We start from the raw sequence: 17,155 nt of genomic DNA on the forward strand, positions 1-17,155 counted from the left end.
CTTCATTTGTCGGGGCTTACGGCCGTGGAATACATGTCATGCCGCATATGAAATGGCTCGCTTGCACGCTCGGCAAAGTTGGTGGGCGGGTCGTACCCACCGTTGTCCGCTTACCTGTCGCATGTAGCGTGACGGCGACCCGTAGGTGGAGACAGAAAGGGACGGGACATGCTCGGAAGCCTCGGCAAGAAGGAAGCCCATCTGATCGCGCTGAGCGATCTCGACGAGGCGCGGGAGGCCGTACGGCAGGCGCTCGCCGGTGCGTCGGCGGTCGAGGAGCCCGGGCTGCGGGCCGCGCTGGGCATCCTCGACGGGTTCGGCGGGTCCGATCCTCGGGTGCGGTGGGTGGTGCGGGTGCTCGGGGAGCAGGGGATCGACCCTCGTACGCATGAGGTCGCCGCCATCAAGGCGGTGCGTGAGGCGCTGCCGGGGCTGGGGCTCGCGCCCGCCGCGGCACTGGTGAAGGACGCCAAGCAGGCCGTCTGACCTGCGCGGTCCTTACGACATCGACGCTCGGCCGGGGTTCCCGGCCGAGCGTTTTGCTTCCCTCGACCGGAAAGTACTTGCCAGACTGGAAAGTACGTGCCACATTGGAACAGTAGCCATCACAGGCATCACTCAGCGAAGGGTTCACGCGTCATGAACGGCACCGAAGCGACACGACCCGACCCCGAGGCGGCCGCTGCCGCGCTGCGCGGCTCCGAGGCCGCGCGGGCCGCGGCCGCCCGGCCCCGGGCGGTGCCCGGCTGGCTTCCCGCGGTGCAGGGCCTGCTGTGCGCGGGGGGTTTCACCGCGTTGGGGCTGTCCCTGGTCGAGTCGCAGCTCAGCGGGCTTCTCGTCGGCGTCGCCCTCGTCTGTCTCGTCGGACTGCTGGGCGCGCAGTGGCTGGGCATGCACCACGGCGGAGTCGCCCCCTGGTTCGCGCCGCGCGGGACGCGGTCGCCGTGGCAGTCCTGGGGACTTCCGGCCGCGCCGCTGGTCGTCGGGCTGCTCGCCTGGGCCCTTTTCGGTCCGGCCGGTGGCCTCACGGGCTTCGGCGTCGTCGCGGGTCTGGTCACTTGGGCGCGGGGCCTTGGGCAGGTCGGGAAGGCGTCATGAGCGACCCTCAGGTCCCTCCCGCACAGGTCCCTCCCGCGCAGGTCCCTCCCGCGCTGGACAAGGAGATCCATCATCCGACACGGCTCATGGTGGCGGCGTTCCTCTCCGGCTGCGCGGAGGCCGAGTTCGGGGCCGTACGCGACTACTGCGGCGTATCGGACTCCGTGCTGAGCAAGACGGTCACGGCGCTGGAGAAGGCCGGCTATGTGAGCGTCCGCAAGGGGTACTTCGGCAAGCGCCCGCGCACCTGGATCTCGCTCACCTTCGCCGGCCGCCAGGCGCTCGCCTCGCATCTGGCCGCGCTGGAACAGATCGCGCAGGCCGCCCACCGCGCGGGAGCCGAAGGCACGGCACCCGAGGCATGACGGGACGCGAAAGCACCGCTGGGCGCCTGTGGGGGGACAGGCGCCCAGCGGTGCTCGTGAGGTCGCTGGTTCAGCAGCCCCAGTTCACGGTGCCCGCGACGCTGGCGCCCGAGATGGCGCTGACGGCGCCGCCGCAGCCGCCGCTGGAGCCGCCGATGAAGCTGAGGAGGGTGGGGGTGATGGCCGGGTTCTCGGCCGTGGCACCGGCGCCGAACTCCTCGGCGTTGGTGTAGGCGGTGTAACCGGCGATGAGCTGCTCAGCGGTGTTCATGAAGGTCTCCTCGACAGGATTCAGCTGGTCATGACAGGTGGTGCACAGCGGGTACGCCGCTCAGGGCGCGGCCCGCTCGAAGCGCCCGGAAGCGCAGGTCAGCAGCCCCAGCCCTTGGTGGTGGCGATGCTGCCCGAGACGGCGCTGAGCGAGAAGTAGACGCACTCCGGGGACGAGACGGTCGTGATGGTGATCGCCGGCGCGTCCGGACCGGCGCTGGCACCGAACTCCTCGGCGTTGGTGTACGCGGCGTAACCGGCGATGAGCTGCTCAGCGGTGTTCATGAGGTCTCCTTTGAATCTGTTGAATCTGTTGAATCTGTTGGATCTGTTGAATCTGTTGGATCTGTTGAATCCGTTGCATTTCCGGGCCGGGGTTTTCCCCTTTCCGGAGTGACTTCATTCGATCACAGGGGCCGGGCCGATTCCATGGCCAAATTAATCGCGATCGAGGCGGGATCAGGCGCTGACCTGGACTTTTCTCCGACGACCGCTATCAACTGGCTCACCGGATCCGCCGTGAATGCTGGGGATGCCGGGCCTGATGCAGATCCCGCCAGACGTCCAATTCCAGAAATACTTCTCCGAGCGCCTCTTTCAGCGACTCGACTTCTTTCTCCAGGAGGCTTTCCCGCGTCGGAGGCCGGCGCGGTCCTGCCCCCTCCAGCGCCTGGAGGCCGCCGTCGAGGAACAGCTGCCGCCAGGTCTCGACGGACCGGGTGGAGACCTGGGCGCGCCTGGCGGCTTCCGGCACGGATTCGCGGGCCGTGATCACCCGGACCACCAGGTCCGCGATCTCCTCCGGCGCCAGGCTCATACCGGCGCGATCCCCGGCACGACCGGTGAACCCAGGTTCCTGGCCGGCATGAGCGGGTCCACCCCGGCGTTGAAGAACGCCTCGGCGACGGCCGCCTCCCGCGAGCCCTCGCCGTCGGCGCGCACGGCGAGCCCGACCAGCGCCTCGGCGACCGCCTGGCAGCGATGCTCGCCGAAGCTCAGTCCGCGCTTGCCCGGCCGCGGGTCGTCCGGCTCCCACGCCGCACCCACGCCGTCGGCAAGACGGCGGACGAACGGCGAGGTCTCGGTGCCGAGTCCCGGCAGGCCCTCGACGGAGGCGACCAGCTGGTCCACGGCGTACCAGGCGTCGGGGCCGAGATAGACCACGAGTCCGTCCCGGCGCGGGAAGAGCCGGGTGCCGGAGGTGACCTTGGCCCGGTACCGCACGCCCAGCCCCTCGAGGCGGGTCAGCACCGCACCCCAGACGTCCGGCGCGGACTCCGCGTCGGTGAGGTGGAGGTACACCCGCAGGACCTGGGGGCCGCGGGAGCGTCCGCGGGAGCTGTCGGCGAGGAAGAAGCCCGGCGACAGCGCGGGCCGGGCCGCCGGCAGCCGTAGGACCGCCGGGCCCTCGGCCCCGCCGGGCGGCTGCTCCACGACGGCGGTCGTGGGCACCCGTACGCGGATCCCGTCCACGTCGGCGATCACGGTGTCCGGTACGACGCCGTCGCCGGGCCTGACCCGGGCGTCGACGAGTTCGGCCCGGACCAGCGATCCACGGTGCGGCATCGCGGCGGCGAAGCGCTCCTCGAACTCCGGGTCGCGCAGACTGCGCTTGCGGGCCTTGGTCTGTTCCGGCATGGCGGCGTGCAGGGTCTGGTAGAGCGTGCTGCCCAGTTGTCTGACGAGGTCACCGGGGCTCTCGGCGGCCAGTTTCTCCTCGCCGACGAGGGCGGTCAGGCCGCCCGGCGTGACCTCGATCTGTTCCAGAGCTGCGAAGACTTCGGGGGCGATGAGCCCGGCGGTGGTGGTCACGAGGTGCCTTCCAGGCCCAGGACGGATATGAAGTCGTGCGGCGCCATCAGTACGGTGCGTCCGATGCCGGCGGCGGCACGGTCGCCGGCCGTCAGCCGTACGACATAGCGGGCGCCGGCGAGCATGCGGTCGAGCATGTGCCAGCCGGCGAAGGCCGCGACGCGGGGGACGAAGTCCTCGTCGGCGGCCGGGCGGGTCTCGTGGTATCCCTGCCAGAACTCCGTGATGCGCGGGCGGAGTCGGTCGATCTCCAGTGCGCCGTGCCGGAGGATGTCCTCGTGGGAGGCGTCCTGTCCGAAGACATGGCCCGGTTCGCGGCCGATGGACTGCGGGATCCCCTGGATGACCCGGTAGAGCCACTCGCCGACGAAACCGCCGACGTCCCGGGCGGCGTCGCCGTAGCGGAACTCCTCCCAGTCCGTGAGATACAGCTCTCCGTCGCTGACGAGGTACTGGTCCAGCCTGAGATCGCAGTGGGCCGGCACCTTCGGGGCGGCCAGCTCCCGCTCCCGCAACCGCCGTAGCGCCTGGACCAGTTCGGCGTCGCGCTGGAGCAGCGTCCATGCCTCCATCTCGGCGAAGCAGGACGAGGCGAAGACCGGCAGGGTGAGGGCCTCGAAGTCCTCGATGGCGGGGAGCGGATGCGGGGCCTCGTCCAGGGTGCCCGGCTCGACCGGCAGGGAGTGCAGCGTCCCGAGGATCCGGCCGGCCCGGCGGCACAGCGCGTCGTCGAAGCTGTCGTCGGCGGACAGCTCGGAGCCCGAGCGGGCCTCCTCAAGGTGCTCGAAGGCGACGAGCCGGTTTTCCTCGTCGGCGCCCAGGAAGGCCGGGGTCCGCAGTTCGGTGCCGCCCGCGAGGCGAGCGGCGATCTCCTCGAAGAGGGTGATACGTCCGAATCGCCGCAGCACATCCCCCGGTTCACCACCGACCCGCTTGACGAAGACCTTCGCGCCGCTGGTCGTCGTACCGGCCCAGGTGTCGTTGCGGCCGACATGGGCGACGACGGTGTCCGCGTCGAAGCCGCCCAGGCCGAGCCCGTCCAGGAAGGCGCCGACTTCAGGGACCTTGTCCAGCTGGACCGGTTCGAAGCGGGCGCGGGTCAGCGAGGGCTTCGATGCTTGGTCAGTATTCACGGCCGCAGCGTAGGAACGGGCCGAGAAGACGGGCAACAAGTGGCTCATCCAAGGGATTTGTTGGGTTGGGGCCGGGTGCAACATTTCCCGGTCGCACGGCACCGGTACACCGGCGAGCCGCGGCTCCGAGGTGCAAGAAACGGGGTTTCTGCGTTGTTCTCACCGCGCCTTCGGCCCGCCTATGGTGACCGCCATGCCCATTCCGATACCGCGGCGTCTCACTCTGCCCAACGGCCTTCGTGCGGTGCTCTGTCCGATGCCGGCACTGCCCGCCGTCGGCGTCAGCGTCCACTACGACGTCGGATTCCGGTCCGAGCCCGAAGGACGTACCGGATTCGCCCATCTCTTCGAGCACTTGATGTTCCAGGGCAGTGAGAGCGTGGACCGGCTCGAGCACTTCCGGCAGATCCAGGCGGCCGGCGGCTCGGCCAATGGATCGACTCATCAGGACTACACGGATTACTACCAGGTCGTGCCCTCGGCGGCGCTGGAGCGTGTGCTGTTCCTGGAGGCCGACCGGATGCGCGCGCCGAAACTGACGGCGGAGAACCTGCGGACGCAACTGGATGTGGTGAAGGAGGAAATTCGCCTCAATGTGCTGAACAAGCCCTACGGCGGATTTCCCTGGACCGTTCTTCCCGGACTGCTCTACTCGACGTTCCCCAACGCGCACAACGGATACGGCGACTTCAGTGATCTGGAACAGGCCACGGTGGACGAGTGCGCCCGGTTCTTCGACACGTACTACGCGCCGGGCAACGCCGTCCTCACGATCGCCGGTGGCTTCGACCCCGACCGGGCGGCGGAGCTGGTGCACCGTCACTTTCACGACATCGCCGCGCGTGCCCCGCGCCCGGCCGTCGACCTTACGGAGCCGCTCCCGGCCGGTGAGCTGCGCGGGGAGCACCTCGACCGGCACGCGCCGCTCCCGGCCACGGCGATCGGATACCGGCTGCCCGACGCACGTACCGAACTGGACGCCTATGTGGCGCACATGATCCTCGGTGCCCTCCTCACCGGCGGCGACGACGCCCGCCTCAAGCGGCGGATGGTCCACCGCACCGCGACCGTGACCGATGTCAGCACCGGCTGCGGTCTGTTCGGGCCGCTGGAGGCGCGCGATCCGGACACCTTCCTGTGTGTGGCGACCCATCCGGCGCAGACCACCACCGATCAGCTGCTCGACGTACTGGACGAGGAGCTGGCCGACCTGGCGGGCCGCGGGCCCGGGGAGGCGGAGCTGGCGCGGGCCACGGCCCTGAGCGCCGCCCGCACCCATCGGGCGTACGACTCGCTGGCCGCCCTGACCCGCGCGATGGGCGCCCAGGAACTGCTGTTCGGGCGGGCCGAGTTGGCCGGCTCCATCGCGGACCGCCTCGCCGCGGTGACCGCCGAGGACGTCGCGCTGGCCGCGCGTCGGCTGCGCCCCGACCAGCGGGCCGTGCTGAGCCTGCGCCCCGACCAGGCCGTACCGGGCCCGCGTCCCGCACCGGCCACGGCCGCCCACCCCGTCCCGACCGGAGGCTGAGCCTTGATCCCCGAATCCGGACCGTCCCTGAGAAGCGCCGAGGAGATCGGCCGTACGGCCGCAGGTCCCCGCCGGCTGCCGCCGCTCGACGGCCGCACCCTGCACACGATGCCGACGCCCCTCGACACCGTCCTGCCGAACGGTCTGCGCGTGATCGCCGTCCGGCGCCCGTCCGTCCCGATGGTCGAGCTGAGGATGGCGCTGCCGCTCCCGGCGAGCACATACGCCGAGGCGGCGACGGGCGAGGTCCTGGCCGCGACGCTGTTCCGGGGCGGGACCGGTGAACTGTTCCGGGGCGGGACCGGTGAACTGTTCCGGGGCGGGACCGGTGAGCTGTCCCGCCTGGGCATCGGCCTGGAGGCGAACCGTTCGGCAGGCAGGCTGAACATCTCGGCCTCCGCTCCCGGACCCGCCCTGGGCACTCTTCTGGACGCGCTCGCCGGTGCGTTGACCTCGGCGTCCTACGACGAGGAGGACATCGCCGGGGTGCGGGCCCGGATGCCGCGGCAGATCGCGGTCATCCGGGCGCAGCCCCAGGTGATCGCCCAGGAGGCGCTGTTCGCGCACTGCTACGGAGAGGTGCCGGGACTGCGGGAGGTGCCCCTGGCCGCCGAGGCGGAGCGGGTCACCGCGGACCGGGTGCGGGAGATGCACGCGGCGCGCGTCCGGCCCCGCGGCGGTGTCCTGGTGCTGGTCGGTGATCTGGATCCGGAGCAGGCGGTGGCCCATGCGGAGGCGGCCACCGCCGGGTGGCAGGACACGGGCGAACCGGCCCCGAACCCGGAGCTTCCCGCCCTGCTCGGCGGTGTCGCTCTGGTGCCGCGGGCGGGTGCCGTGCAGACGCAGATCAGGCTGGCCCGGCACGCGGTCTCCCGCTTCGACAGCCGTTTCCCCGCGCTGAGCATCGCCGCCCTGGCGTTCGGCGGGTACTTCTCCTCGCGGCTGGTCATGAACATCCGTGAGTCCAAGGGGCTCGCCTACCGCACCGACTGCGGATTCCAGGACCACCTCGACCGGCTGGCGCTCACCGTGGACGCCGACACCGCCACCGACGCGACCGTCCAGGCGTACGGCGAGATCCTCGCCGAGCTGCGGCGGCTGGCCGAGGCCCCGCCCTCCGCCGCGGAGATCGACGCGGCCCGTGAGTACACCATCGGCATGGCCATGCTCGCCCTCACCTCCCAGGCGGGGTTCGCCTCCAGCGTGCTGACCGCGGTGACCCTGGGCCATGAGCCGGAGCGGGTGATCCGCTTCCCGGAGCTGCTGCGGGAGGTGACGGCCGACGAGGTCGCCGCGGCGGCGGGCACCTTCTTCCGTCCCGAGGCGTTCAGTGGCGTGATCGTGGGGGATGCGGAACGGCTGGAACCGGGCTTGCGTGAGCTGCTGCGGATCGAACCGGAACCTCACAACTAGCTCAAGAAAATTGCCCCTTCATTACCTACCGCCATAAAATTAGGGACAGATCTTCCGGTCGCTGCTGACCACAGCGAAGTCGATGTGAAGGTCTTTCAAAATTAAAATGGGGGTAGTGTGAAGAAGGTTACCGAAGGCTTGGGACTGTGGCTCTTCCGTGAGAAAGGGAACTGATGCCGCGCCCCCCAGTGATGCCTGCTTCCGACAAACTCAAGATAGTCATCGACGTGCTTTCAGGGCGGCACACGCTCGCCGAGGCCGCCCGTCAGGCGAATGTCTCCGAGCAGTCCGTCGGCAATTGGAAGCGACAGTTCCTCGAAGGGGGCCGTACGGCTCTTGAGGGCGGCGCCTCGCGCAACGCCCAGCGTGAGCGGGAACTGCTCGCCGAGATCTCGGAACTCAAAACCGCGCTCGGCGAAGCGTATGTACAACTCAGAGTCCGCAGGAAGTCCGGGGAATATCGTTCGGTCCCTTCCCCGACCTCGAGGCGATCCGAAAAGACGCCGGGCTCACCGTCTCGAGGTTCTGCAGCACCCTGGGCATCCCGAGGCGCACTTACACGCGCTGGCGCGCCAACCATCGGCTCGGGTCAGGGGCCGAGCGGGCGACGGTGAATTCCCGCTGAATCCGGAGCGGATACGGCTGTGTCCCCCGGCGACTCTTTGTCGTCGGGGGCACAGCCCTTTTAGTCATAGCGGTACGGACAGTGCGCGGGCGCCCTCGTCGTCGATCAGTTCCGCGATGGCCGCCAGGTACTCCAGCAGTTCGGGATGCCAGCCCATGTACGCGGCGAAGTCGTGCGCGTGGGTGAAGACGCGGAGTACGGCCGAACGGCCGGCCGCGACCGGATCGGCCGGCGGGCCGTACCCGCGCAGCAGTGCGGCGCGTGTCGTCTCGTAGACCTCGGGGTCCAGGGGTGCGGCCGGGGCGAGGACGGGACGGTCGAGCGTCATCCGCCACTCCACGAACTCGCCGAGCAGCCAGCCCAGATCGTGATCGGCGGGGCCGCGGGCCAGCTCCTCGCCGATCATCAGCCAACCGTGCGGGGGCTCGGGGCCCACGACGATCGAGCCCAGACTCGGTGCGCCGTGCAGAAAGACGTCCCCCGGCCGACCCACCGCCAACTCCTCGCACCAGCCGAGCACACGGTCCCAGCGGGCGGAGCCGAGCAGACGCAGAGCCACGGAGTGCAGCGCCGCGGCGGCACGTGGGCCTGCGGGGGCGGGGGTGTTGGCGGGGGGCGGGCTTGCGGGGGTTGGGGTGATGGGGGCACGCGGGCCTCCGGGGGCCGGGGTGCTAGTGGCATGCGGGCTTCCGGGCGCCAGGGTGCTAGTGGCATGCGGGCTTCCAGGCGCCAGGGTGCTAGTGGCATGCGGGCTTCCAGGCGCCAGGGTGCTAGTGGCATGCGGGCTTCCAGGCGCCAGGGTGCTAGTGGCATGCGGGCTTCCAGGCGCCAGGGTGTTGGCGGCACGCGGCCCCCCAGCCGCCGGGGCACTGGCGGCACGCGAGCTCCCGGGCGCCCGGTCGGAGCGCAGCCACGCCGCGAGTCGCGCCGGGCCCGGGGGGCCGGTGCGCGCGAGGGTCACGGGGACCTCGGTGTGCAGTTGCCGCAGGGCCGCGCCGGTGCCCCGCAGCGCGGCGGCCGCGTGCGCGGGCGGGGTGGCGCAGTCGCCGGGCACGGACAGCTTCGCGGCCACGCCGGTGCCGGGCACCCGGTAGTGCAGGGCGTCGCCCACCGCCTCCGGCAGCACCAGCCGCACGTCCGGTGTGCGCAGCGCGCGCAGAGCCGCGGCGGCCTCAGGGCGGGGCGGAGCAAGGGGGGTGGGCCGGTCGGTGCCGGGCCTGCGGACCAGCACGCAGCCCTCGCCGACCTGGTGCACGGCGGTGCGCTGAAAGCCGGTCTCGAACTGCTCGATCGGCGGGCCGGTGAGCGCGCCCGCGGCCTCCGCCGCCGTCATACGACGCCACCCTGCGCAGAACCGACCCCGGCAGCCGCGCCACCCCGCGGCGAAGCCCCCGCACCCCCCGCCCCCGACATCCGCCCCCGCAGCTCCTCAACCGCCCGGAACACCTCAGGCGGCGGAGTCGCCACGGACGCGTCCATGCGGCCTGTCGTCACGCTGAAGCCGGGCTGGGGTGGGACCACCACCACGTTGGGGCGCTGCTCCAGTGCCTCGACGTGGCGTCGGTACGCCGGGGAGGTGACCCCGCCCGGCGGCAGCGCGGGAGCGATGCCGATGGGTGCCGACGTGCACTGCAGGGCGAGCAGGACGGGTGTGTCGGCGATACCGAGCGCGAACCTGCTGACGAAGTGGAACGTCGCCGGATGCACCACGACCGCGTCCGCCCAGTGCGCCAGATCGACATGCGGGGCGCCGGTCTCCGGCTCCTCGGACCACACGTCCCGCAGCACCTCGGCACCCGCGAACGCGGTGATCGCACCGCGGGTGACGAACCGTTCGGCGGAGCGCGTCACCACGCAGCGCAGCTCGATGTCGGGGTAGGCCGTACGGACCCAGTTGACCCACATCGGCATGAACATCACGCCCATGGCACCGGTCCCGACGAACAACACCTTCCGGGCGCCGAACGCGGGGGCCGGACCGCCCGCCACCCCGTCCTGCGCGCCCCCGTCCATGAGGTCAGCCATGACGGCGGTCCACCGCGGCGAGAATGTCCTGGAGGTCGCGCACCCCGGCGCCCAGCCCCTCGGTGTTCAGCACACCGGCCGGGTTGAGCACGACCTCGTCGACACCGCTGTCCCGGTAGCGGTCGAGCTCCGCCGCGATCTCGTCGGGCGTCCCGGCGACGAACACACCCGCTTCGACGAGCGCGTCCGCACCCGCGTCGGGATCGTCGGGATACGCCTCCACGCCACCGCGCCGCAGCATGTCCGTGTAGTGATCGGCCCGCAGATGGGCACCCGCTCCCGCCCGGGCGGCCAGCCGGATGTCGCGCCCCGGACGGGCCACCGCCACATGGACGACCGTCGCCACGCGCGGCGCCTTGCGCCCCGCCTCGGCGGCACCGTCGGCCAGGGCCGGCAGCAGCGAGTCCCCGATGTAGCCCGCAGGCGTCATCCAGGTCACGGCGACGTCCGCGACCGCACCCGCCATCCTCGCCATGCGCGGCCGCAGCACCCCGAGGCCGATCTCGACCTCGGGCGCCGCCAGGGCGAACATCTCCGCCTCCAGGGAGTGGTACTCGCCCTCGTGGCGCACCACCTCGCCCTGGAGCAGACCGCGCATGACGGTGACGTACTCCCGCATGGCGGTGAGGGGCTTGCGGTACGCGGAGCCGAGCAGCGCCCGCTGGAAGTCCGGTGTCGCCGGGCCGATGCCCGCGACGTAGGGGAAGCCGGAGAGCGCGGCCACGGAACGCGCCTGGACGGCGGCGTCGTAGGGGTGGCGCAGGGGCGCGAGTGTCACGCCGCTGCCCATGGGGACCCGTACGCCCATGCCCGCCAGGGCCGCGAAGATCTGGTGGGTGTCCAGCCGCAGGGACTGGCCGGCCCACAGCCGTCCCGCACCGCGGCGCTGCAGCAGGCGGGCCACGGGGAGGACCTGCCCGATGTCGGTGGGCATGACCGGGTACATGATGCTGGTGAGTGTCGAGGTGGCCACAGCGGTCGCCGATCCCTCCGTCGAATGCGGTCGTTCCATGACTAGGCGCGCAGAAGTCAGCAACTGGGCGCGCTGAAATCAGCCGAGATCAGTAGGCGCGCTGCGCGATCGCCTCCCGGCGGGCCGCGAGACGGCTGCCCGACTCCCGGCGGGAGGCCCTCAGCAGCAGCCGCGGGGTGATCAGCAGACCGGCGACGATCCAGGCGGTCAGCACCCCCGCCGTCTCCCAGTGCTGCCAGCTCTGGGCCGTCTCGGCGGCCAGCGCGCTGTCGGGCAGCAGCGCGGACCGCACGCCCTGCGCGATCCACTTGAGCGGGAAGACCTCGCCGACGATCTGCAGCCAGCGGGGCATGGTCGTGACCGGGAAGAAGACACCGGAGACGAACAGCAGCCCGAGTACGGGGATCATCACCCAGGCCAGCGCCTGGCGCGGGTTGGGCAGCAGGGCGCCCACGGCCGCGCCGAGCAGGGCGAGCGCGACCAGGCCGAGGACGAGGACCCACGCCAGCGTGACCCAGCGGGCGAGCGAGTCCGGGAAGCCGGACCCGGTGAGCAGCGCGCCGCCCACCAGGAGCAGCAGCGCGCAGAACAGCGCCACCGCGGTGACCGACAGCGTCCTCGAGACGATGTACGCGGAGAGGCCGCCGGGCGTGCCCCGCAGCCGCAGCATCGTGCCGTCCTCACGGTCGTTGGCGAGCTGCTGGGGCAGCCAGGACACCGCGACCAGAACCAGCATCGAGGCGATGCCGCCCGCGACGACCATGCGCGAGGAGTCCACGCTGCTGCCGGGGATGGTGCCGTCCTGCAGCGAGGCGGTGAGGAGGAAGAAGGCCGGATTGGTGAGGTGGCCCATGTATTCGCGCGGGCTGCGCATCATCTGCCGCAGCTCCACGCGCCCCCGGTGCAGGCCCACCGTGACGGACTGACGGCTGATCATGCGTTCTCCTGACGCAGCATGCCCAGGTAGGTGTCCTCCAGCGTCGGGCGGCGCACCTCCAGGCCGGGTACGGGACCGTCGAACTCGCGGTGCAGCTCCCACACCGCCTGGGACGGGTCGGCGGTGAGCAGGCTCTGCCGTACGCCGTCCCGCAGCCAGCGGACCTCGGCCTGGGCCTGGATCCGCGCGGCGAGCCCGTCCACGGGGCCGGAGGCGATGACCCGGCCGCCGACCAGGATGGCGATGGAGTCGGAGAGGCGTTCGGCCTCGGCGAGGTCATGGGTGGTGAGCAGGATGGTCATGCCCTCCACCTCGCGCAGCCGCTCGATCAGCCGGTGGAAGTCACGGCGTGACTCGGGGTCGAATCCGGTGGTCGGCTCGTCGAGGAAGAGCAGTTCCGGGCGGCCGATGATGCCCAGGGCGACATCGAGGCGGCGACGCTGGCCGCCGGACAGCAGCCGGCACTCCTGCTTGGCCTGCGCGGTCAGGCCGACCGCGTCGAGCAGTTCCCCCGGGCTGCGCGGGTCCGGGTAGTAGCGGGCGAAGTGCTCCAGCAGTTCGCCCACCCGCCAGCGCGCGTGGTCCCGCCAGGACTGGACGACGATCCCGACCCGGGCACGCCAATCGTCCGAGGCGTCGTCGGGATCGACTCCCAGCACGCTGACCTGGCCGCCGGAGCGGCGCCTGAACCCTTCGAGGATCTCGATCGTGGTGCTCTTGCCGGCCCCGTTGGGCCCCAGGAGCGCCAGCACCTCCCCGCGCCGCACCTCCAGGTCCACCCCGTCGAGCACCTCGCGTGCTCCGTAGCGCATACGCAGGTCCCGGACGCTGATCGCGGGGGACTCCGATCCTGTGGAGGGCGCCGACGGCGGCGCGGCTGTGCGAGTGGACATGTCGGCGAACCTAACGGCGGAAATCCCGCTCGGGCCGTCCCCGCCCGAATGTGGCCCAGCCCCAACACGCCTGTCCCGGCGGCCCGAGGCCCGTGGTTCCTTGGCATCAGGCAGCGGCGCCGGTACGAGCCCCAACCAACGACCTGCCGCCTTTGCTTGGGCATGAACCGCAGACGGAATACCCCTAGGGGGTATATGGTTGATCGTAGTGGGCCCGGGGACACGGGTCTGAGTCAGTGGGGATTGGGGACGCAGTCATGGATCACAGTGCTCATCACGCCACCGCCGCTCACGACCACGCGGGGCACGGCGGTCATGCCGCCGGTGCCTCCTGGGGCATGGCGATCAAGGCCACGCTGCACTGCCTCACCGGGTGCGCCATCGGCGAGATCCTCGGCATGGTGATCGGAACCGCGCTCGGGTGGGGGAACGCCCCGACCATGGTGCTGGCCATCACCCTGGCGTTCCTCTTCGGGTACTCGTTCACGCTGTTCGCCGTCCGGCGGGCAGGGCTGGACCTCAAGTCCGCCATCAAGGTCGCCCTTGCCGCCGACACCGTCTCCATCGCCGTGATGGAGTTCGTGGACAACGCGATCATCGCCCTCACCCCGGGGGCCATGGACGCCCATCTCGACGACGCGCTGTTCTGGTCAGCGCTGCTGGGCGGGTTCGCCGTCGCGTTCGTGATCACCACGCCCGTCAACAAGTGGATGATCGGGCGGGGCAAGGGACATGCCGTCGTCCACGCCTACCACTGATGCCTCAGCCGCGCGGCTCCCGCACCACCGCCACATCACCCGCCGGCACCCGCACCGAACCCTCCACCGCCTTCCCGGTGAGCAGTTCGAGCGCGCCGGGCGCCACCGGAACCTCCGTGCCGCGGGACGTGTGGTTGATCAGGAAGAGGAAATCGGCGTCAGCGCCGCGCCGCAACGCCACCTCCACACCCGGAGGGGCGTTGCGCACCGGCTCCACTCCCGCCTCCTCGCGGATACGGTCCAGAAGCGCCGCCAGTGTCGAAGGATCCGGAGCTGTGGCCACGTACCAGGCGGCACCGGCGCCGTAATCATGCCGCGTCACCGCCGGTACGCCGGTCAGCGGGCCGGACGTGTACGACGTCACCGCACTCGCCCCCGCCAACCGCACCCGCTCGGTCCACAGCGTCGCCGTACCGCCGTCGCTCAGCCCCACCGACTCCCCCGGCAGCAAGGGGAAGAGCTCGTCGGTCGTCACGCCCAGCAGCTCCCGGAACGCCCCGGGGTAACCCCCCAGCCGCACATGGCAGTTCTCGTCCACGGCCCCGCTGTGGAAGCCGACGGCCAGCGTGCCGCCGTTCGAGGCGAAGGCCGTCAGATTCGCCGCGCCCTCCTCGTCCACCAGGTACAGCGAGGGGGCAAGCACCAGCCGGTAAGCCGACAGATCCGCGTCCGGGCGTACGAAGTCCACCGCGACGCCCGCTCGCCACAGCGGCTCGTACCAGGCGCGGACCAGGTCCTGGAAGTGCAGTTCGGCGCTGGGCTGGGAGGGGAGTTCCATCGCCCAGCGGGAGTTCCAGTCCCAGACGATCGCCACCTCGGCCGTACCGACGCTGCCGCCCACCTCGGCCAAGGCCCTCAGATCCGCGCCCAGTTGCACCACGTCCCGCCAGATCTGGCTGTCCGTACCGGCGTGCGGAAGCATCGCCGAGTGCCACTGCTCGGCGCCCGCCTTCGCCGCCCGCCACTGGAAGTAGGCGATACCGTCCGCGCCCCGGGCGACATGGGCCAGGGCGTTCCGCCTCAACTCCCCGGGGTTCTTCGCCCGGTTCACCGGCTGCCAGTTCACCGCGCCCGTGGAGTGCTCCATCAGCAGCCACGGGCGCCCGCCCGCCAGCGAGCGGACCAGATCGCCGCTCAGCGCGATGTCGATCTCCGACTCGGGGTCGGCCGACTGGAGATAGTGGTCGTTCGAGACCACGTCCAGCTTCGGGGCCCAGCGCCAGTAGTCCAGCGCGTCGAAGTTGTACATCACCATGAAATTGGTGGTGGCGGGGATCGAGGGGCCCGCCTCCCGCAGCACCTCGCGCTCCGCCTCGTACAGCGACAGCAGCTCGTCGCTGCAGAAGCGACGCCAGTCCAACTGATGGGTGGGGTTCGGCACGGCACCCGTGGCGCGGGGCGGGAGGATCTCGTCCCAGTCGTAGTACCACTGGCTCCAGAACCGCGTGCCCCAGGCGTCGTTCAGGGCTGCCAGGTCATCTGCGTACCGAGCCCTCAGCCAGCGCCGGAAGGAAGCCGCGCTCTCGTCGCAGTAGCACTCCGCGTTGTGGCAGCCGTACTCGTTGTGGACGTGCCACATCACCACCGCCGGATGGTCCGCGTACCGCTCGCCCAGCGCCCGCGCCATCCGCAGGGCCGCCTCCCGGTAGGCGGGGCTCGACGGGCAGAACGTCTGGCGGCTGCCGTACGACAGTCTCCTGCCGTCCCTGTCGACGGGGAGCGCCTCCGGGTGGGCGCGGAAGAACCAGGCCGGGGGTGCCGCGGTGGGGGTCGCGAGGTCGGCCGCGATGCCGTTGGCCTCCAGCATGGCGAGGACCCGGTCCAGCAGGGAGAAGTCGTACGACCCCTCCGCCGGTTCCAGCAGCGCCCACGAGAAGATGCCGACGCTGACCATCGTCACCCCGGCCTCGCGCATCAGGCGCATGTCCTCGGCCCAGACCTCCTCGGGCCACTGCTCGGGGTTGTAGTCGCCGCCGTACGCGATGCCCTTCACGCGCCACCTCCGAGCAGCCGGCGCGTGGTCGACACGCCCCACTCGTCCAGCGACAGCAGTCGGTCGCTGGAGGCCATCAGACCGCCCGTCGCCTCCACATGCGCGGCCCACCGCTCCCGGGTCTCCACCGTCGGGCGGGCCATCAGGCAGTCGGGGTCGTTGATCCACAGGCGGCCGTGCTGCCACTGCCGTCCGACGCCGGTGAACTCGGCGGCGTCCTGGCCGGGCTGGCTGTAGTCGTCGGCCTCGGGGCGGCGGTGCGGGGCCGTGTCGGGGCTGACCCGCATCGCGTCGAACAGGCCGATCGACGCGAGCAGAGGCGCTCCGCAGCCCAGCAGGTACGCCTCGTCGCCGATCGCCTCGCGGATCAGACGGATGCCGTCGCGGTACGCCGTGAGCGCGTCCACGTCCGCATGGCGTACGCCGTCCAGGGCGCCCGCGTAGAGGAAGTCGACCTTGAAGTAGTCGTAGCCCTCGGCGCGCAGCGTCCGGAAGACCTCGGCGAGATACGCCGCCGCGTGCGGGTGGGTCGTGTCCAGGACGTTCAGGTCGTGACCCCAGTTGCGGCCCGCGTGCAGGGGGGCGCCGGAGGACGTACGGACCAGCCAGTCCGGGTGCTCGGCGGCCAGGTCGCTCGCCGGGTCCACCAGGAAGGGGGCCGTCCAGATGCCCGCCCTGCGGCCCCGGGCGCGGATGGCGTCCGCGATGCCCGCGCGGGAGCGGAAGCGGCCGGAGAGGGTGAGCCAGTCGCCCAGCCTGCTCTGGTAGCCGTCGTCGATCTGGACGACGTCAATGGGCAGGTCGAGGGTGTCCATCGCACGGAGGTTCTCGTGGATGTCGTCCTCGGTGACGGCGGTGAAGTACTCGTACCAGGAGCACCAGACCGTGGGTGCCGGGCGGGGCTCGGTGAGGCCGAGGCTGTCGGCCCAGTCGGCGAGGGCGCCCTGGATGCCGCCGGGGCCCAGGTAGGAGTAGAAGTCCACCTTGCCGTCGGCGCTGATCTCCGCCCGGCCGTCGCGCACGTCGAGCCGGATGGAGGGCACGGAGCTCCGCGGATCGGCCGCCGCGCACACGACGACCGGTCCGTCCTCGCCCTTGGGAGCCAGGGCCAGCAGCCCCTCCCCCTGGAACACCCCGTCGGGCACGGTCACCCCGGGCCGGTAACACACCGTCGCCCAGTTGGAGTTGGTCGGACGGTACGGCGTGGCGTCCAGGGCGTACGCCCCACTGGGGCTCCAGGACTGCCAGCCCTCCTCGTGGACACGGGCGGTGCGCCGGTCCACGGGCACGGAGGCTACGGGGGTGAAGGACACGGTGGTTCTCTTTCCGAAC

19 protein-coding genes are annotated in these 17,155 nt (G+C 71.2%); 7 read left to right on the forward strand and 12 right to left on the reverse strand.

The genetic code is table 11. The annotated features are described in order from the left end of the window. Positions 1-168: 168 nt before the first annotated feature. The 3 genes from OHT76_RS20945 to OHT76_RS20955 all read left to right on the forward strand — a co-directional run bounded on the left by OHT76_RS20945 (position 169) and on the right by OHT76_RS20955 (position 1,463). Entirely contained in the window at positions 169-486 is a 318-nt protein-coding gene (locus OHT76_RS20945) for a hypothetical protein (protein WP_328872378.1), read from the forward strand. A 153-nt stretch (positions 487-639) separates the two neighbouring features. After that, on the forward strand, positions 640-1,098 hold the full coding sequence (locus OHT76_RS20950) for a hypothetical protein (protein ID WP_328872379.1): 459 nt from the start codon (positions 640-642) through the stop codon (positions 1,096-1,098). Further along, a complete protein-coding gene (locus tag OHT76_RS20955; RefSeq protein WP_328872380.1) occupies positions 1,095-1,463 on the forward strand; it encodes a transcriptional regulator in 369 nt (122 codons plus the stop codon). Before OHT76_RS20950 ends, OHT76_RS20955 begins: the two co-directional genes overlap by 4 nt. A gap of 70 nt (positions 1,464-1,533) precedes the next feature. Here the strand turns inward: OHT76_RS20955 and OHT76_RS20960 are convergent, their stop codons facing one another. The 5 genes from OHT76_RS20960 to lxmK all read right to left on the reverse strand — a co-directional run bounded on the left by OHT76_RS20960 (position 1,534) and on the right by lxmK (position 4,678). Then, on the reverse strand, positions 1,534-1,734 hold the full coding sequence (locus OHT76_RS20960) for an LxmA leader domain family RiPP (RefSeq protein WP_015659229.1): 201 nt from the start codon (positions 1,732-1,734) through the stop codon (positions 1,534-1,536). A 98-nt stretch (positions 1,735-1,832) separates the two neighbouring features. Next, positions 1,833-2,018, reverse strand: coding sequence for an LxmA leader domain family RiPP (locus OHT76_RS20965; protein ID WP_328872381.1), 186 nt, complete (start codon positions 2,016-2,018; stop codon positions 1,833-1,835). Between the two features lie 220 nt (positions 2,019-2,238). After that, entirely contained in the window at positions 2,239-2,550 is a 312-nt protein-coding gene (locus tag OHT76_RS20970) for a helix-turn-helix domain-containing protein (protein ID WP_328872382.1), read from the reverse strand. Further along, positions 2,547-3,545, reverse strand: coding sequence for a T3SS effector HopA1 family protein (locus OHT76_RS20975; RefSeq protein WP_328872383.1), 999 nt, complete (start codon positions 3,543-3,545; stop codon positions 2,547-2,549). Before OHT76_RS20975 ends, OHT76_RS20970 begins: the two co-directional genes overlap by 4 nt. Beyond that, positions 3,542-4,678: a class V lanthionine synthetase subunit LxmK gene (gene lxmK, locus OHT76_RS20980; protein ID WP_328872384.1), complete on the reverse strand. Its 1,137-nt coding sequence runs from the start codon at positions 4,676-4,678 to the stop codon at positions 3,542-3,544. Before lxmK ends, OHT76_RS20975 begins: the two co-directional genes overlap by 4 nt. A gap of 193 nt (positions 4,679-4,871) precedes the next feature. Between lxmK and OHT76_RS20985 the strand changes: the two genes are divergently transcribed. From OHT76_RS20985 to OHT76_RS20995, 3 genes are all read left to right on the forward strand, one after another. After that, positions 4,872-6,206, forward strand: a complete 1,335-nt coding sequence (locus OHT76_RS20985; RefSeq protein ID WP_328872385.1) for a M16 family metallopeptidase — start codon at positions 4,872-4,874, stop codon at positions 6,204-6,206. A 3-nt stretch (positions 6,207-6,209) separates the two neighbouring features. Beyond that, positions 6,210-7,619: a M16 family metallopeptidase gene (locus OHT76_RS20990; protein WP_328872386.1), complete on the forward strand. Its 1,410-nt coding sequence runs from the start codon at positions 6,210-6,212 to the stop codon at positions 7,617-7,619. Between the two features lie 191 nt (positions 7,620-7,810). Beyond that, on the forward strand, positions 7,811-8,233 hold the full coding sequence (locus OHT76_RS20995) for a helix-turn-helix domain-containing protein (RefSeq protein WP_328872387.1): 423 nt from the start codon (positions 7,811-7,813) through the stop codon (positions 8,231-8,233). Between the two features lie 75 nt (positions 8,234-8,308). Here OHT76_RS20995 and OHT76_RS21000 read toward each other — a convergent pair whose 3' ends face one another. From OHT76_RS21000 to OHT76_RS21020, 5 genes are all read right to left on the reverse strand, one after another. Then, on the reverse strand, positions 8,309-9,577 hold the full coding sequence (locus tag OHT76_RS21000) for a hypothetical protein (protein ID WP_328872388.1): 1,269 nt from the start codon (positions 9,575-9,577) through the stop codon (positions 8,309-8,311). Then, entirely contained in the window at positions 9,574-10,269 is a 696-nt protein-coding gene (locus tag OHT76_RS21005) for a flavoprotein (RefSeq protein WP_328872389.1), read from the reverse strand. The genes OHT76_RS21000 and OHT76_RS21005 overlap by 4 nt, the downstream gene beginning before the upstream one ends. After that, a complete protein-coding gene (locus OHT76_RS21010; RefSeq protein ID WP_328872390.1) occupies positions 10,262-11,242 on the reverse strand; it encodes an LLM class flavin-dependent oxidoreductase in 981 nt (326 codons plus the stop codon). Before OHT76_RS21010 ends, OHT76_RS21005 begins: the two co-directional genes overlap by 8 nt. A gap of 88 nt (positions 11,243-11,330) precedes the next feature. After that, complete coding sequence (locus tag OHT76_RS21015; RefSeq protein WP_328872391.1) at positions 11,331-12,179, reverse strand: ABC transporter permease; 849 nt, start codon at positions 12,177-12,179, stop codon at positions 11,331-11,333. Next, a complete protein-coding gene (locus OHT76_RS21020) occupies positions 12,176-13,072 on the reverse strand; it encodes an ABC transporter ATP-binding protein (protein ID WP_443049818.1) in 897 nt (298 codons plus the stop codon). Before OHT76_RS21020 ends, OHT76_RS21015 begins: the two co-directional genes overlap by 4 nt. Positions 13,073-13,329: 257 nt before the next feature. On the opposite strand from OHT76_RS21020, the gene OHT76_RS21025 reads away from it, so the two are divergent. Continuing rightward, positions 13,330-13,830, forward strand: coding sequence for a DUF4396 domain-containing protein (locus tag OHT76_RS21025; RefSeq protein WP_328872392.1), 501 nt, complete (start codon positions 13,330-13,332; stop codon positions 13,828-13,830). 4 nt (positions 13,831-13,834) lie between these two features. Here OHT76_RS21025 and OHT76_RS21030 read toward each other — a convergent pair whose 3' ends face one another. Then, on the reverse strand, positions 13,835-15,823 hold the full coding sequence (locus OHT76_RS21030) for a beta-galactosidase (protein ID WP_328872393.1): 1,989 nt from the start codon (positions 15,821-15,823) through the stop codon (positions 13,835-13,837). Next, positions 15,820-17,136 (reverse strand): glycoside hydrolase family 36 protein, encoded by a 1,317-nt coding sequence (locus OHT76_RS21035; protein ID WP_328872394.1) that lies wholly within the window; start codon positions 17,134-17,136, stop codon positions 15,820-15,822. The genes OHT76_RS21030 and OHT76_RS21035 overlap by 4 nt, the downstream gene beginning before the upstream one ends. Positions 17,137-17,155 lie beyond the last annotated feature (19 nt).

Source organism: Streptomyces sp. NBC_00287 (assembly GCF_036173105.1).
Lineage (GTDB): Bacteria > Actinomycetota > Actinomycetes > Streptomycetales > Streptomycetaceae > Streptomyces.

Excerpts from the sequence above, each read along its gene's own strand:
- OHT76_RS20960 (WP_015659229.1), bottom strand. The coding sequence starts at position 1,734 with ATGAACACCGCTGAGCAGCTCATCGCCGGTTACACCGCCTACACCAAC.
- OHT76_RS21000 (WP_328872388.1), bottom strand. The coding sequence starts at position 9,577 with ATGACGGCGGCGGAGGCCGCGGGCGCGCTCACCGGCCCGCCGATCGAG.
- OHT76_RS20970 (WP_328872382.1), bottom strand. The coding sequence starts at position 2,550 with ATGAGCCTGGCGCCGGAGGAGATCGCGGACCTGGTGGTCCGGGTGATC.
- OHT76_RS21015 (WP_328872391.1), bottom strand. The coding sequence starts at position 12,179 with ATGATCAGCCGTCAGTCCGTCACGGTGGGCCTGCACCGGGGGCGCGTG.
- OHT76_RS21025 (WP_328872392.1), top strand. The coding sequence starts at position 13,330 with ATGGATCACAGTGCTCATCACGCCACCGCCGCTCACGACCACGCGGGG.
- OHT76_RS20950 (WP_328872379.1), top strand. The coding sequence starts at position 640 with ATGAACGGCACCGAAGCGACACGACCCGACCCCGAGGCGGCCGCTGCC.
- OHT76_RS20985 (WP_328872385.1), top strand. The coding sequence starts at position 4,872 with ATGCCCATTCCGATACCGCGGCGTCTCACTCTGCCCAACGGCCTTCGT.
- OHT76_RS20995 (WP_328872387.1), top strand. The coding sequence starts at position 7,811 with ATGCCTGCTTCCGACAAACTCAAGATAGTCATCGACGTGCTTTCAGGG.
- OHT76_RS21005 (WP_328872389.1), bottom strand. The coding sequence starts at position 10,269 with ATGGCTGACCTCATGGACGGGGGCGCGCAGGACGGGGTGGCGGGCGGT.
- OHT76_RS20965 (WP_328872381.1), bottom strand. The coding sequence starts at position 2,018 with ATGAACACCGCTGAGCAGCTCATCGCCGGTTACGCCGCGTACACCAAC.
- OHT76_RS20945 (WP_328872378.1), top strand. The coding sequence starts at position 169 with ATGCTCGGAAGCCTCGGCAAGAAGGAAGCCCATCTGATCGCGCTGAGC.
- OHT76_RS20955 (WP_328872380.1), top strand. The coding sequence starts at position 1,095 with ATGAGCGACCCTCAGGTCCCTCCCGCACAGGTCCCTCCCGCGCAGGTC.
- OHT76_RS21020 (WP_443049818.1), bottom strand. The coding sequence starts at position 13,072 with ATGTCCACTCGCACAGCCGCGCCGCCGTCGGCGCCCTCCACAGGATCG.